This window comes from Thalassolituus sp. (assembly GCF_034111725.1).
Taxonomy (GTDB): Bacteria; Pseudomonadota; Gammaproteobacteria; order Pseudomonadales; family Oceanobacteraceae; genus Thalassolituus.
This window is the reverse complement of the sequence record NZ_JAWUWR010000012.1, coordinates 30,726-44,435: the sequence shown is the minus strand read 5'-3', so window position 1 is coordinate 44,435 and position 13,710 is coordinate 30,726. Positions and strand designations below refer to the sequence as shown.

Annotated in this window: 12 protein-coding genes; 2 read left to right on the top strand and 10 right to left on the bottom strand. The window is 43.5% G+C overall.

What is annotated here, in order from left to right; genetic code table 11:
• Positions 1-99 precede the first annotated feature (99 nt).
• Positions 100-1,908: a sodium-extruding oxaloacetate decarboxylase subunit alpha gene (gene oadA / locus UXZ23_RS02105; protein WP_320819003.1), complete on the bottom strand. Its 1,809-nt coding sequence runs from the start codon at positions 1,906-1,908 to the stop codon at positions 100-102.
• Between the two features lie 17 nt (positions 1,909-1,925).
• Positions 1,926-3,341: an acetyl-CoA carboxylase biotin carboxylase subunit gene (locus UXZ23_RS02100; protein WP_320819002.1), complete on the bottom strand. Its 1,416-nt coding sequence runs from the start codon at positions 3,339-3,341 to the stop codon at positions 1,926-1,928.
• Between the two features lie 127 nt (positions 3,342-3,468).
• On the opposite strand from UXZ23_RS02100, the gene UXZ23_RS02095 reads away from it, so the two are divergent.
• Positions 3,469-4,428, top strand: coding sequence for a LysR family transcriptional regulator (locus UXZ23_RS02095; RefSeq protein WP_320819001.1), 960 nt, complete (start codon positions 3,469-3,471; stop codon positions 4,426-4,428).
• A gap of 15 nt (positions 4,429-4,443) precedes the next feature.
• On the opposite strand, the gene UXZ23_RS02090 is transcribed toward UXZ23_RS02095, so the two are convergent.
• Positions 4,444-5,658 (bottom strand): oxygenase MpaB family protein, encoded by a 1,215-nt coding sequence (locus UXZ23_RS02090; protein ID WP_320819000.1) that lies wholly within the window; start codon positions 5,656-5,658, stop codon positions 4,444-4,446.
• Positions 5,659-5,794: 136 nt separating this feature from the next.
• Between UXZ23_RS02090 and UXZ23_RS02085 the strand changes: the two genes are divergently transcribed.
• Positions 5,795-6,388 (top strand): TetR/AcrR family transcriptional regulator, encoded by a 594-nt coding sequence (locus tag UXZ23_RS02085; protein ID WP_320818999.1) that lies wholly within the window; start codon positions 5,795-5,797, stop codon positions 6,386-6,388.
• Positions 6,389-6,594: 206 nt separating this feature from the next.
• Here the strand turns inward: UXZ23_RS02085 and UXZ23_RS02080 are convergent, their stop codons facing one another.
• The 7 genes from UXZ23_RS02080 to UXZ23_RS02050 all read right to left on the bottom strand — a co-directional run bounded on the left by UXZ23_RS02080 (position 6,595) and on the right by UXZ23_RS02050 (position 13,274).
• The gene (locus UXZ23_RS02080; RefSeq protein WP_320818998.1) at positions 6,595-7,449 is read right to left on the bottom strand and encodes a DUF1330 domain-containing protein; all 855 of its coding nucleotides are present in this window, start codon (positions 7,447-7,449) and stop codon (positions 6,595-6,597) included.
• Between the two features lie 25 nt (positions 7,450-7,474).
• Entirely contained in the window at positions 7,475-8,137 is a 663-nt protein-coding gene (locus UXZ23_RS02075; protein ID WP_320818997.1) for an HAD family hydrolase, read from the bottom strand.
• Positions 8,138-8,144: 7 nt separating this feature from the next.
• Positions 8,145-9,104, bottom strand: coding sequence for a sulfite exporter TauE/SafE family protein (locus UXZ23_RS02070; protein ID WP_320818996.1), 960 nt, complete (start codon positions 9,102-9,104; stop codon positions 8,145-8,147).
• 8 nt (positions 9,105-9,112) lie between these two features.
• Positions 9,113-9,901, bottom strand: coding sequence for a TauD/TfdA family dioxygenase (locus UXZ23_RS02065; RefSeq protein ID WP_320818995.1), 789 nt, complete (start codon positions 9,899-9,901; stop codon positions 9,113-9,115).
• Between the two features lies 1 nt (position 9,902).
• On the bottom strand, positions 9,903-10,931 hold the full coding sequence (locus tag UXZ23_RS02060; RefSeq protein ID WP_320818994.1) for an isocyanide synthase family protein: 1,029 nt from the start codon (positions 10,929-10,931) through the stop codon (positions 9,903-9,905).
• A 24-nt stretch (positions 10,932-10,955) separates the two neighbouring features.
• The gene (locus UXZ23_RS02055; protein WP_320818993.1) at positions 10,956-12,650 is read right to left on the bottom strand and encodes an NAD(P)/FAD-dependent oxidoreductase; all 1,695 of its coding nucleotides are present in this window, start codon (positions 12,648-12,650) and stop codon (positions 10,956-10,958) included.
• A 141-nt stretch (positions 12,651-12,791) separates the two neighbouring features.
• Positions 12,792-13,274: a protein tyrosine phosphatase family protein gene (locus tag UXZ23_RS02050; protein ID WP_320818992.1), complete on the bottom strand. Its 483-nt coding sequence runs from the start codon at positions 13,272-13,274 to the stop codon at positions 12,792-12,794.
• Positions 13,275-13,710 lie beyond the last annotated feature (436 nt).

Sequence of the window (13,710 nt, the reverse complement as noted above, 5' to 3'; positions counted from 1 at the left end):
TTACAGTTTCAGGGCGAAGCCTTAGAGATGACATCTCCAACAATATTCGGCAAGAGTGCGCGACTTGGCATTTGCTGAACAAGCCGCTAACCAATCAGCTTAAGCAGTGATTTCGATCAAAATTTCGCCTGGGGTGACACGATCTCCCTTTTGAATGTGAACCGCGCTAACCGTACCGGCAATATTGGCGTGCACTTCGCTTTCCATCTTCATGGCTTCGGTAACCATAACGGCTTGACCGGCCTTAACGACATCGCCCACTTTTACCAACACATCTACGACATTACCCGGCATAGCAGGTGTTACGTGACCCGGTTCAGTAGCGCGACCGCGTCCACTGCCAGCTTTTCCTTCGTATTGATTCAATGGCTCAAAGATTACCTCTTCGGGCATACCGTCTAATGACAAGTACAATTTACGACGGCCAGATCCAGTTTCACCAACCCCCGTCACCGCAATTTCGTAGGTTTCGCCATGAACATCAATTAAAAATTCAGTGGCCACCGACGTGCCCATCTTACCTTTCGCAACGGCCTCGACTGGCAATAACTCTTCTGGCTTCAAGGTACCATCTGCACGCTGTTGTAAAAACTCGCGACCTAAGTCTGGGAACATAGCAAAGGTCAGCACGTCTTCTTCGGAAAGCGCTAATGCACCGATATCAGCACGCAACTTCTCTAGCTCTGGCGAGAGCAAATCCGCTGGACGTCCCTCTAAAACCTCTTCGTTACCGATGGCTTTTTTCAGTAACTCCGCGCTTACCGCGGCAGGCGCATGGCCGTAGCCGCCTTGCAGGTAACGTTTTACTTCATTGGTGATGGTTTTATAGCGCTGCCCCGCCAGCACGTTGTACACCGCTTGGGTGCCAACAATTTGCGATGTAGGCGTTACCAACGGAGGAAAACCTAGATCTTCACGCACGCGTGGAATTTCGGCAAATACGTCGCGAATTTTATCTAATGCATTTTGTTCTTTTAGCTGGTTCGCTAAATTCGACATCATTCCGCCCGGTACTTGGCTAATCTGCACCGATACGTCTTCGCGAGTAAATTCGCTCTCAAACTGGTGATACTTTTTACGCACTTCGCGGAAATAATCAGCAATTTCGCCCAGTAATACCAGATCTAGACCGGTGTCGTAATCGGTACCTTTTAGCGCAGCTACCTGCGATTCAGTGGCTGGGTGACTTGTACCTGACGAGAATGAAGAAATTGCGGTATCAATGCGATCGGCACCTGCTTCAATCGCCTTCATTTGACACAAAGGTGCCAAGCCAGAAGTCGAATGACTATGAACAACCAAAGGTAAATCCACGGCAGCTTTAATGGCCTTAACCAAATCGTAAGTACCATAAGGCGTCAGTAAGCCCGCCATGTCTTTAATGGCGATAGAATCTGCCCCCATGGCTTGCATGTCTTTCGCTTGCTGCACAAATAATGCCGCAGTGTGCACTGGGCTTGTGGTGTAACAAATCACACCTTGAGCATGCTTACCGGCTTTTTTAACCGCTTTCATTGCTGTTTCGATGTTACGCATATCGTTGAGTGCATCGAATACACGGAACACATCAATGCCGTTATCCGCTGCTTTTTGCACAAATGCTTCGACCACGTCATCAGCGTAATGGCGATAACCCAATAAATTTTGACCGCGTAGCAACATTTGCAAGCGGGTATTTGGCAGAGCTTTACGCAACTGACGTAAGCGCTCCCAAGGATCTTCTTTTAAGAAGCGCACACAGGCATCGAATGTTGCCCCGCCCCATACTTCCAGAGACCAATAGCCCACTTGATCTAGCTTTTCGCAAATTGGCAGCATGTCTTCGGTGCGTAAACGCGTAGCGATTAATGACTGGTGGGCGTCACGTAAAACAACATCGGTTACTTCAATTTTCTTTGCGTTAGTCATGTGTTTTCTCCTGTGACTTACCAACCCGCATGGGCTGCAATGGCAGTGGCAATGGCCAAAGCAACTTCGCTTGGATGACGTTTATCTGAGTAATTCATTAATTCGGGGTGGCTTGGTACGAAGCTGGTATCAAACTCGCCCTTTTTGAAATCAGGGTGCTGTAAAATTTGCTGATAATAATTTGCGGTAGTTTTAATGCCGTGCAAGCGCATGTCATCGAGGGCACGCTGACCACGAGCAATTACCTCATCCCAAGTAAGTGCCCACACCACCAGTTTTAAACACATGGAATCGAAATACGGCGGTATTTCGTATCCGGTATAAATGGCCGTATCAACCCGTACGCCCGGCCCACCCGGTGCGTAATAATGACTGATACGACCAAAGCTTGGTAAAAAGTCGTTCTTCGGATCTTCCGCATTAATACGAAACTGCAGAGCGTAGCCGCGATATTGAATATCTTCTTGGCGATAACTGAGCGGTAACCCTGCAGCAATGCGCAACTGTTCACGCACAATATCAACACCGGTAATGGCTTCAGTAATGGTGTGCTCAACCTGTACACGAGTATTCATTTCCATGAAGTACACTTCGTTACCGGTTAATAGAAACTCAACCGTACCCGCATTCTCATAACCAACCGCCTCCGCGGCTTTTACCGCTAAGCCGCCTATGTATTGTCGTTGCTCTGGAGTCAGTTGCGGGCTAGGGGCGATTTCGATCAGTTTTTGGTTACGGCGTTGGATAGAACAATCGCGTTCGAATAAATGCACGACGCTACCGTGACTATCACCGAGAATTTGCACCTCAATATGACGCGGATTAACGATGCACTTTTCCATGAAGACATCGGCCGAGCCGAAGGCTTTTGTTGCTTCAGAAATTACTCGCGGGTACTGGGATTTTAATTCTTCCGGCGTATCACAACGACGAATGCCACGACCACCACCACCGGATGTTGCTTTCAACATCACTGGGTAACCAATTTCACCCGCTAACGTTAACGCTTCATCGAGATCGGCTAAGTTGCCGTCAGAACCTGGAGTGATAGGCACACCCGCCGCACGCATACTGTCGCGTGCTTGGGTCTTATCGCCCATTTTATGAATCACATCCGATGCAGGCCCAATAAAGATGACGCCCTTTTCTTCGCATAACCGGGCAAAATTTTGATTTTCAGACAAGAAGCCATAACCCGGATGAATGGCATCACAGCCGGTTTCTACCGCTAGATTGACTATACGCGCTGGATCTAAGTAGCCGGCAATAGGGTCTTCACCCAACGAATAGGACTCATCCGCACGCTTCACATGCAAACCATAACGATCAGGTTCGGTATAAATGGCCACCGAGCGCACACCGGCTTCGGCACAGGCACGCACAATACGTACGGCAATCTCACCACGGTTAGCGATTAGTACTTTTTTCAACATGGGGCGGCCCTTTTCTGCGGACTGAAAACTGACATAACAGTAGACCAGTCGAAACCAAAGTAATAATTGATATTTCTTAGTCTATCTATAACCTATGACTTATAGATAAGCTTTAGAGTCGATCAAAATGCCATTATCCGTACAGAAAATAGCCAGCCGACTCACCTTTCGCCAGCTGCAGGTATTTAAGGCCGTTTATGATTTGTCGAGTTACAGCCAAGCAGGCGAACTATTAGGATTGACCCAGCCCGCGGTAAGTAGCCAAATCAGACAGGTTGAGCAGGCACTGCGCACGCCGCTATTTGAGTACGTTGGGCGTAAGCTATACACCACAGCGGCTGCAGAACGCCTATACCTAGCCGTGGTGAGTATTTTTAGCAAATTAAAAGCCTTACAAACTGATCTGGCGGCAATACAAGGAAAAGTGGCGGGAGAGTTAAAGCTGGTTGCGGTTAATACTGCTCAATACGTCGTGCCCTACTTACTGAGAGCTTTCCTTAACCTTCATCCAGATATCAATGTCAGCGTAAAAGTTGTTAACCGCGCCACTGCGGTCAAACGACTCAGCGAAAACAGCGATGACTTAGTTATTATGGGGATGGTACCCGACGAAAAACCCTTAACGTCACTCCCCTTTCTCGATAATGAACTGGTTCCGGTTGTACCAACAGGACATCCTCTGCTGAAACAAGACGTGGTAACACCACAAGAGTTTTTAGATAGCCAACTATTGCTACGCGAATCAGGATCGGGAAGTCGCTTAGCTCTGGAGCTACATTGCCAAGATAAGCGCTTCAAAATGCCTAAAGGCATGGAGTTGGGATCAAATGATGCGGTAAAACATGCCGTACTTGCGGGTCTTGGCGTGGCTGTTCTCCCTAAACTTAGCATCTTGCCAGAACTAGAACTGGGTACGCTCGTTATCCCTAATGTGCAGGGCTTCCCCCTGCGTCGCAGCTGGTGTGTGGTGTATCCCGCTGCCAAACACCCAACCCCAGCCATGCGCGCATTTATTGAATATATTCAGCAAAACATTAAACAATTCGAACGGATGTTTTTGCGCAATTCACAGCCGTCTAAAGCATAACAACGGCCAAGCAGCTCATACCTCCATCCGTTTCAGCTCAGCTGGCTGAGCACCAAACCCGACTTTGATTTGTTGCAGCTGACGGTAACGTCCTATTTTGCCTTTCACATTCTTAAGTGCAGGGATAGCAAGCGCCAATAAACAATAAGTCATATTCAATGGAGCATATAACAAGGGATACCAAGGCAAGATGTAAGGTGGCAAGCCCAGGGCTTTCATGCCTCGCTGTCCTACTGCTAAACGTGTCACGCTGAGATGAATTTGCTTTTCGATACGACGCCGTAACCAAGGAAATACACGGTAGTGGCGCTCAAGAGGCTCATCCATTAATGCCCGCCCAAGAACACGACTACTCTCATCAGCAGTTGGTTGACTTAAAATATTCCGATAGAGCGCAACTCGACCACTCTCCTCAGAGTGACTCAATAGCGCTTCATCGACTCCCATTAGCCAGCCAATATAACGCCAAAGGTGCATAACCGACTCGGCCTCTTCCTTCGTAAATATACAGCCAAGCAAACGACAGCCAATTAAGAACACAGCTGAGAAACCTAAGTAGGTCGCCTGCATATCAACCTGATTAATCGGTAAGCCGTAATAACTGGCGTCCCATTCGGGCTTGGCTGCAACATGACGTCGAACCATGGCGTGGATAGCACGCACTTTTAATGTAGAGCGAAAGCCGGCACCACCAATGTTCAACGCAACCGAACCTGTGCAATCTATCCACCATTTCGTTGTTTCTGCTATACGCCGCGGAGCACCCTTTTCCAGAGTGCCTGTTGTCACCAAAGTATGATTAATCGCACCAGCCTGATAACCCGCCATTAAGCCGAAATCACGCAGAACCCGCATACCAATTTTGCCCGTGCGTGCAATGACGTCCGTCGCAATGGCCAGCTGCTTATGATCAAGCCACTTTGGCGCTGTTGTAACGGCCTGCATGAAAGCCAACAATGGCTCCGGCAGTTGTGAATCGACAGGAATGACACCATCAACGACTTGGTAGAACAGCTTGCGTCTATTAGCTGCATCTTCAGCCAGCATCCAAGCAACCAGGGCATCTGCCAGCGGATCGCCATCATTCAACTTGCGCCCTAAAGTAAACCAATCCACATCACTCGGTTGAACTACCTCGATATTTCCTAAAAACAGCGTCATCGGCTGTAAAACTGTGTATGCAGCCTCTTTGTCTGCACCATGGCGGCTCGGTATTGTTTCGCTTTTCATAAGAATACGACCTTATTGGTACCTGACAGTACCAATCTAATGACAGGTTATGGTACTTTCAAGTACCAAATCTAAGGTGAAGAATAAGTGAATGCTTAGATAGACCACAACAGAGGCCTCGAATACACTTTAATGTATGGAAAATATTGCACTCCCCCAAAGCACTTCACATCGCACTCGCATTCTAGAATCGTTAGAAACGTGTCTAGACGCCAAGTCGTTTCGTGATATCACCCTAACCGATATTACAGCCGCAGCGCATATATCTCGCCGGACTTTTTATGAACATTTTACCAACAAGGACGAGTGCCTGTTGGCATTAAGCGAAGAAACAAGTACGCAGATAATGAAGGCAATTCTTACTTCATTTTTAAGCACTGATTCGTGGCAAGAGAAAGTAGAGAAAATTAGCCATGCTTATTTAGAAGAAATTCAAAACAAAACGGTACTAATGCGAGCTTTGTATATCGAATTAGGAGCACTGGGCTTAGAAGGACAGGAATTACGCCGCAAAGTTGCTGATGTATTTGCTGATTTTTTATGCAATCAAGTAAAAATACATATATTAAATGGCGATAATTTAAACGAAATATCACATGATATAGGCGTTATAATTGTTTCGGGTATAAACCAATTAATACTTAATCGATTGCTAGATGACAATAAAGCCAGATTAACTGACCTCACCAGCACTGCGGTACAAATTATTTACAGCGTCTCTAAAAATTAGCAATTAAAATTCCGACCTAATATTAGCGAACACACATCCGAGTGATGCAGAAGAACTGTCACCAATAGAGATCAGAATGCAAACTCCATAATTTGGTGATACTGATAAAAAAGTTATGATGTATAAGCTGCCAAGCTAAAAGAAATACAGAGAATATTCTTGCAACAACGAAGGCAGCCTTATAAATTTAACGATAGAAAGAAGAGTTAACGTATAACTAGATTTTTGACTTCTAAGCGTGTATCACCACAATCGCCACCTCTTGGTGAAGATAAATCGAATATCACGCGACTAGTAGACTCGAGTAATGGTGAAATATGTTTTCCTTTCAAAGTAAACTCTAAATTGGTCCAGTCTCGTTCCGCATCAGAATACACACCCAATCTCTTTAAATCTCCTGAAGTGTCGCCTACAGATACAACTAAGGGATAATGACAACTTTGAGCTGCAAAGCTTTCATCAGTAATAATGCGATATGAGAGCGCCATGGTATGACCCGTCACATCTACCGAATCAAAGGCTGCTTCTAATTGAAAGCGCCCTCTCTTGCTTGTCCAACCTGCATCAATCGCGATTAAATAATCCGGTTCTGTATCCAAAGTTAATGGTTCAACCAAATCAACTTCAGCATTTTTGTACTGGCGAATGTTCCAATTAATTTTACTTTGATCAGTACCCTCAAAGAAAACCATATTACCGAATGCTGTAGCTGCATGGCGATAAGGTAGTACTGCCTGATAGTTGTCGCTGTAGTACCATTCTTTAGCCGCATCTAATGATGGGAAAGTTAGAATAATTGTCCAATTGTTATCCCATTCCCCCTCAAAAACTTCTTTATCGAAAGTTGCAACCAGTGGCTTTCCACCGTAAAAATCAACTTCAACTTCGGCTGGCACTGCATACTGATTAAAGAACATGTCTACATCAACGATTTCCGCCTGCAAAATAATATATGCTTTATTAACTTTATCATTTTGATCAATAAGTGCATCTTCTTGCGCATAGGCTAACTGAGTTAACATCGAGATTCCGCTAACAACTAACCACTTTAGATACTTCATAAAATCCTCCATTTTTTATATAAATTTAAGCAGGAACAACAACTTCAAGACCAAAACTTAACAACATCGAATCAACGTCACTAAATAACCGTTCTGGATTCATCGTTTGCAATTCCTTGGCGCTAGAATACCCCCACAATACTGCAATTGAGTTAATTCCAGCATTACGGGCTGTTTGCAGATCAACGATGGTATCTCCGATCATGAAACACTCAACTGGTTTAAACTGATTTATCAGTCTGAGTAAGGTCTCAGGATCTGGTTTCGCTTTATTTTCAGGACTTAGCCCGACAATGGCATCGAAAGAAACGTTAGGGAACATTGCAGCAACAATCTTCTGAGCTAACGGCTGAATTTTATTGGTTAAGACCGCCAGATAATGACCTGAGCTAACAATAGCCGCCATCGCAACGTCGATATCAGGAAATGGCTTAGAACGAACCAAGCAATCTTCTCGGTAGTTCAACTCAAACAAGAAATGAGCTTCCTCAACGGCATTAAAATCATCTCCTAACGTCTTATTAACCATATTCAATGTTCCATTACCAACGAGCTTGCGGTAATGCTCTAATGGTTTAATTGGCAATTTATAGTAATTAAGAACAGCATTCATTGATGCAGCGATATCTTCCACAGTATCTACGATTGTGCCATCAAGATCGAATACAAATAATTTTTTGTTTTCCATTAAAGCCTCATAACGCATTAACTAATACAGCCACGCCATCGACGAATATAACAGCGATAATAAAGTGCTTCAGTCTATCGCCAGATTTGATATTAAATACTTTTCCAACGCCACCACTATCACCACAAATGGCTACGCCCATTCTGGCCCCCAAACGGCCGCCAATGACAACTCCAGGCGCTGTGAACGCGAGGAAATCCCAACGAATACCGCCTAATTCAGAATGAATAAGCAATCCAGCAATCGAGCAGCCGGCCAATGCAGCCACACCGGTTGAAATACATAGCGCAAGCGGATAGCGCCAACGCAATAGCATCCATAACGCGACAACCTCACCAATACCGATAGAAACCCAAGCGTTTACCATTCCACCGATAAGACACAAAACGGCAAATACAATAAGGTCGAAACGAGTCGGCTTACGGATGTCCGTATGCCCAGAACTATTTCTGGAATAGTAAACTTCGATAACCAAGATAACCGCTAAACCTAAAGATGCGGCACCGAAGGCAATGTCGATATAATTTTGATCAGGAGTAATATAGAAACTTCCGATAAGCATCCCGGTAATGGCAAAGACTAGCGAGAATCCTAGAACACTCATTACGATTCGCTTTGCCGACCAAGCCAAGGCTCCAGACGTCATTCCAAATGCTTGCGTCGCCAATGCTAATTTTAACGATTCTAGAGAAGTGAACCCATAACCGAAGGTAAACAATGGCATGAATATAAAACCGCCACCAACAGCCGTTGCATTAGCAACGGCTGCGGCGACGATAGCGGTAAAAAACACGGGCCATCGCTCTAAAATCAGCTCCATTGGCGCATCGAAAGAAAACACAATGACCAATAAACCGACTAAAATGGCACTTATAAAGAAAATTAAATCTTTAACGAACTGACTTGTTGATGAATTTTTCGAAGACTCATCATTGATAGTTCTTCTATCGCTAACATCTATATGCATAGCCACCTCTAAAGGATATGCACGCGCTGTATGCGCCGCCGATCCGAAGCACTCTGAAATGAGTTTCTACCGTGCAACAACGCATTGTTGTTAAACATCAAAAACTCACCCTTTGTCCAACGGTGCTCATAGAGATACTTCGGATTATACAAATGAGCATTAAGCTCACGTAAGAAGGCATCCGAATTTGAGCGATCCATACCATCAACCGACACATCGATGGGATTGATATCTTCATTATCTTCGTTAAAGGCCTCCATATAACGAATCACCGGCCGACCGTCGTTGGTCATAGGACAAACAAGTGGCCAAGACAAGGTTCCACCAAAGTGAGCTTTTCTTTCGGTTTGATAGGTAATCTTGGCGGCCTTTAACTTGCTCTTGAATTCTTCGTCGCTGTCGTCAAATGCGTTGATGGAATTACAAAAAATCGTCTCACCACCCTCAAAATCATTACCCTCGACACACTGAAAAAAGCTGTATTTCGGCGTCTTTTCAGGCCCAAGATAACTACCGTCCCAATGCAGTTCCAAACGACCTTCACGAAAGATGTGATTCTTAGGATCTTCTTGGATTTGTAAGTCAAAAACATAGCCAAAATCCCATTTCAATAGCGGCCCGAATCGCTCCGAAAAAGCCACCATTTCCTCCTTAGATAAAGAATCAAACCCACGAAATAGTAGTAAATGATAATCCCTAAATAAGTTCTCGATGTAGCTGCTAGGCAATTCGAGCAAATTGGTATTGTCCGCTGCGTGAACGATACCTCCGAATTCACATAGATTTTCGATATTCATATCAAGAAGCTCGCTCTAATTGCATCTGACGCACGAAGTGACTCGGACGACCATCTTGGTATGCAAGTAGCACGTCTGGCTGCGATTCTGCATCAGAACGTTTCATAAAAAGAACGCGATCATCTTCAACAACCGCGACAGAATGCCAAGGTGTTACCCAAGCATTTTCTGCATCACCAAGATAGATGCCTATCTTCTCTGATACTCGAAACTGCGGGTGTATAGAAAGGCGCACGGCCTTCGGAAACTGCTCTTTTAATAAACGGCTCCAGGCATTCGAGCGCTGAATAACACGATAAGAGACCAGCTTTGAAGCTTTTTGTATAGCATTTCGAGCCAATGATCGGAATGGATCAATTCCGCTAAAATCTTCAAAAATAAAACGCGTGATTCCAAGGTACATGGATTTAGCATGAGGCTCGGTTTTAGTTCGATAAACTAAATCCGACAGCGCTTCGCCATAGGATACCATTAGATCTTCTCGCATCGTCTCAAAACACGATATCGAGCTATAAACCTTATCTAAATTAAAGAAGGTAAATACACCAGGGTGCGACTCTTCGACCATTGATCTTAAGGTCTCACCATATTCGGTGACGTGCTCATCTGAAATTCGTAGTAAATCTGAAAAAACTCGGCCATCAGAGCAGATAGAAATTTCAGCACCTGGTGAATAAATAGACTTTATTTCATCACATAATAGGCTCAACTGCTTAAATGCATGGCGTTCTGCGTAGTCGGGTAAGTGAGCCAATGTTTTATTACGATTTGGAGACTTAACCGGAAATGCTGGTAAAATCATTTGAATTTTCTCTCTTGCTTCGACATAAGCAAGGATTCTCTCAAAGTGAACTTGACGCTCTTCTCGCTCATCTACTTCGGCGATATCTTCGTCGGGTAGTAAACGGCGCTTATCAAAAATGACATTCAAAATTTGATCAGCCAACATTGCTGCATTAGCGGTAGGAATGAGAGAGTTCTCTGTATCTAACATTTCAGTATCGCGGTGACTTACGGTTAAATCTTCCATAGTTTAGATCTCCATGTGGGTGGGTTAGGCCATTGCTACTTGGCTTTCTTGCTCTTTACGAGTCTTATTAGCTTTCGTACATAAAGTGTTAAAGGCCTCCAATACAGTCAATTCGTATTGGCAGGACTCTCGCGCTGCATCCATTAGGTCGGCTTTAGTTGCCTGAACATTGTCTAGTTCAGCCAAACGCTGAAGAATGCCGAGATAAGTAACTTCAAGCATCTTTTGTTCGATGTGCATAATAGAGTCCATGGTCAATGTGCTACCCATGGTGCGGGTGTTTTCCATGAAACAATCGTCGATTTCAACATCGAAGAATTGACCTTCATTATGCGAAAATTCCAATCCACGACTCTTCAATAAGTCTTCAAATTCATGAGCTATATGATCAATTTTATGGATAACATTATTAGCACTTAAATAATCCATCTGATTATAAAAACCCTGTAAATCCGCCATCGTCATACCGGGCATATAGCCCCAGTTCTTCACCATTGACGAAGGCAGAATAATCCCAAACCACTGCATCAACATCGAGGTAAAATAGACTTTTTGACGGTCATAACAAGGATGATATAGACCTTTAATATGCAGAAAAAAGTTATCAAGCCAGAACTGGGAGAAACGGTTAAAGACTGGAACCATTACACGGTAAGCTTCATCATCGCCTTGCATATCCGCTTTGATCATGTCACCGATCATGCGATTACTATCGGAAAGATAAGCCGACCCTGGTGACAATAGAGGATCTAAGAATACGGCAGACATACCCGTTAAGAACCAACGATCTTCAGAATAAGGAGCCGATACTCGACGAGACAGATTTTTCATCTGGGTATAGTCAAGAATCTTTGTCGTTTCTACTGGCAATAGCTCTTCCATGCACTTATGAGTGCGTAAGAAATCTAAAAATTCTTGTTCGCCTTTAATCTTTATGTCGCATTCATCATTTTTGGTAACAAGCCCGATACTGTATGTCTCGGCATCAAGAGGGATTAACCAAAACCAGTAGCCGCCGTACATAAAGTGTGTTGTTGCCAAGGTACGAGTGGTATAACGCACTCTTTCACGCCATTCTTTGCCACCAAGTAAATCAAGATTTGCCACGCCTGATACACGGGCCCAATATGAACTAATCGGGTGTTCATCATTTTTTATTTCACAAATGCCAAGTTGGCGAGCAATCGGCGAGGCAAAACCAGCAGCATCTACCACCCATTTTGCTCGAAAATTACCGCTAGGAGTTGTAATTATGTGGCCGTTATCACGGTCCAAAACGATATCCGTAACGGTTAAACCGAGTCGTACATCAATGCCCGATTCAATATTCATACGACAAAGATCAGTATCAAACTTTTTACGATCAATTTGATGAGCGGGAGTACCGTGATACCAAGAACGTCCGACTTCGCTCATATCTTTTAGCGCTAAGTCATGTTCCTTCGAGTCATAGAAAAAGCGCAGACCATGCTTGTACAAGTGATTAGTGTCGAGATAATGGCCCAAATCTAAACTAGTGGCAGCATAATTCCAAAATGCCTCTAAAGTAGATTCGCCTACCCAGTACCCGAATTCAGTTTTTCGCTCAATGACGGTAATTTTCATTTCCGGATGTGAGATCTTCATCTGTCTTGCAAGGCACCCGCCAGCCATTGAGTGCCCAATAATTAGCAAGTCGCACTGAGCTTCATGATCTTCTACTGAAATTAATTCGTTCATATCATCTCCCTGATTTAAATAAATTAGTATTATATTCGTTCGCATTAACTGCACGAATCAGAATATTTTTTCTTATAATCCTAATGATATTCGGTTAATGCTAAAACAATATTTCAAAATTAAAATATTTTATAAGTTAAATTAAGCTGGCTCCATTGATCTTGCATAAGCCATAAAATCGCGCCAAATATCGTTCATTGTCCAGTTGGGGTCTGATTTCCAAATGGAATCTATCAGTTTTTTGGAATGATCTTCGGTCCAATCCAAATTTTTCTCTGCCCAAATAGAAAAAAATACTGTGACGCGATAATTAGCAGCACAATGAATCCATATTTTTTTTCCGTAATTTTTCTTTAGCGTGTTGCTGAAATATTCGTAATCTTCGATAGCTGGAGATTTAAAGTCGACGGGGATGTGAATGTAGGGTAATTCTAAAACTCTTAGAACTTCTGGTTGGTCTTGTATTGAGTATCTTTCATAATCTATAGGAGCCAGATCAATAATTAATTCAAAACCATCCTCTTTAATCTTCCTAAAGTCCTCTTTCGAGGGTTGACCACTTGTACTTATAAAGTCATTTATTTTTTTATAGTTAAATACTTCGCTATTTTTCATTGTATTCATGACCTAGCCTCCTCCCGAGTAAACGCTTTTATGCCACCAATCAGTCGTATTTCTACAAATTAATTAAATTTAAAAGTATTGAGACTTACGAACATACATTATTTGCTCTAACACTTACCAAATGCATGCTAATACATGAATTTATCAGTTGCAATCAGATTGCATTACCATGCACCTACATAATATGTACTTTCAAGTAATTTTAATACACGCAACCTGACAAACAGGTCAATAAAAAATCAGACTGAACTTACTAAAAATCCATAAAATCGCTGTTTTTTAGCTTAAAAAGGTCAGATAGTGATTTTGTAACATATAAGTCTATCTAAGAATCCTTCAATCAAACTATTCCAAATCCAGTTTGACAATGCATGCATGTACATGCATTATCGGTCTGGAGTGCCGTGCGATGACTATAGCTATCAAAGCAAAGGCT

What these genes read in the sequence shown, in the direction of transcription:
- oadA (WP_320819003.1), bottom strand. Translation starts at nt 1,908, where the DNA reads ATGACTAACGCAAAGAAAATTGAAGTAACCGATGTTGTTTTACGTGAC.
- UXZ23_RS02100 (WP_320819002.1), bottom strand. Translation starts at nt 3,341, where the DNA reads ATGTTGAAAAAAGTACTAATCGCTAACCGTGGTGAGATTGCCGTACGT.
- UXZ23_RS02095 (WP_320819001.1), top strand. Translation starts at nt 3,469, where the DNA reads ATGCCATTATCCGTACAGAAAATAGCCAGCCGACTCACCTTTCGCCAG.
- UXZ23_RS02090 (WP_320819000.1), bottom strand. Translation starts at nt 5,658, where the DNA reads ATGAAAAGCGAAACAATACCGAGCCGCCATGGTGCAGACAAAGAGGCT.
- UXZ23_RS02085 (WP_320818999.1), top strand. Translation starts at nt 5,795, where the DNA reads ATGGAAAATATTGCACTCCCCCAAAGCACTTCACATCGCACTCGCATT.
- UXZ23_RS02080 (WP_320818998.1), bottom strand. Translation starts at nt 7,449, where the DNA reads ATGAAGTATCTAAAGTGGTTAGTTGTTAGCGGAATCTCGATGTTAACT.
- UXZ23_RS02075 (WP_320818997.1), bottom strand. Translation starts at nt 8,137, where the DNA reads ATGGAAAACAAAAAATTATTTGTATTCGATCTTGATGGCACAATCGTA.
- UXZ23_RS02070 (WP_320818996.1), bottom strand. Translation starts at nt 9,104, where the DNA reads ATGCATATAGATGTTAGCGATAGAAGAACTATCAATGATGAGTCTTCG.
- UXZ23_RS02065 (WP_320818995.1), bottom strand. Translation starts at nt 9,901, where the DNA reads ATGAATATCGAAAATCTATGTGAATTCGGAGGTATCGTTCACGCAGCG.
- UXZ23_RS02060 (WP_320818994.1), bottom strand. Translation starts at nt 10,931, where the DNA reads ATGGAAGATTTAACCGTAAGTCACCGCGATACTGAAATGTTAGATACA.
- UXZ23_RS02055 (WP_320818993.1), bottom strand. Translation starts at nt 12,650, where the DNA reads ATGAACGAATTAATTTCAGTAGAAGATCATGAAGCTCAGTGCGACTTG.
- UXZ23_RS02050 (WP_320818992.1), bottom strand. Translation starts at nt 13,274, where the DNA reads ATGAATACAATGAAAAATAGCGAAGTATTTAACTATAAAAAAATAAAT.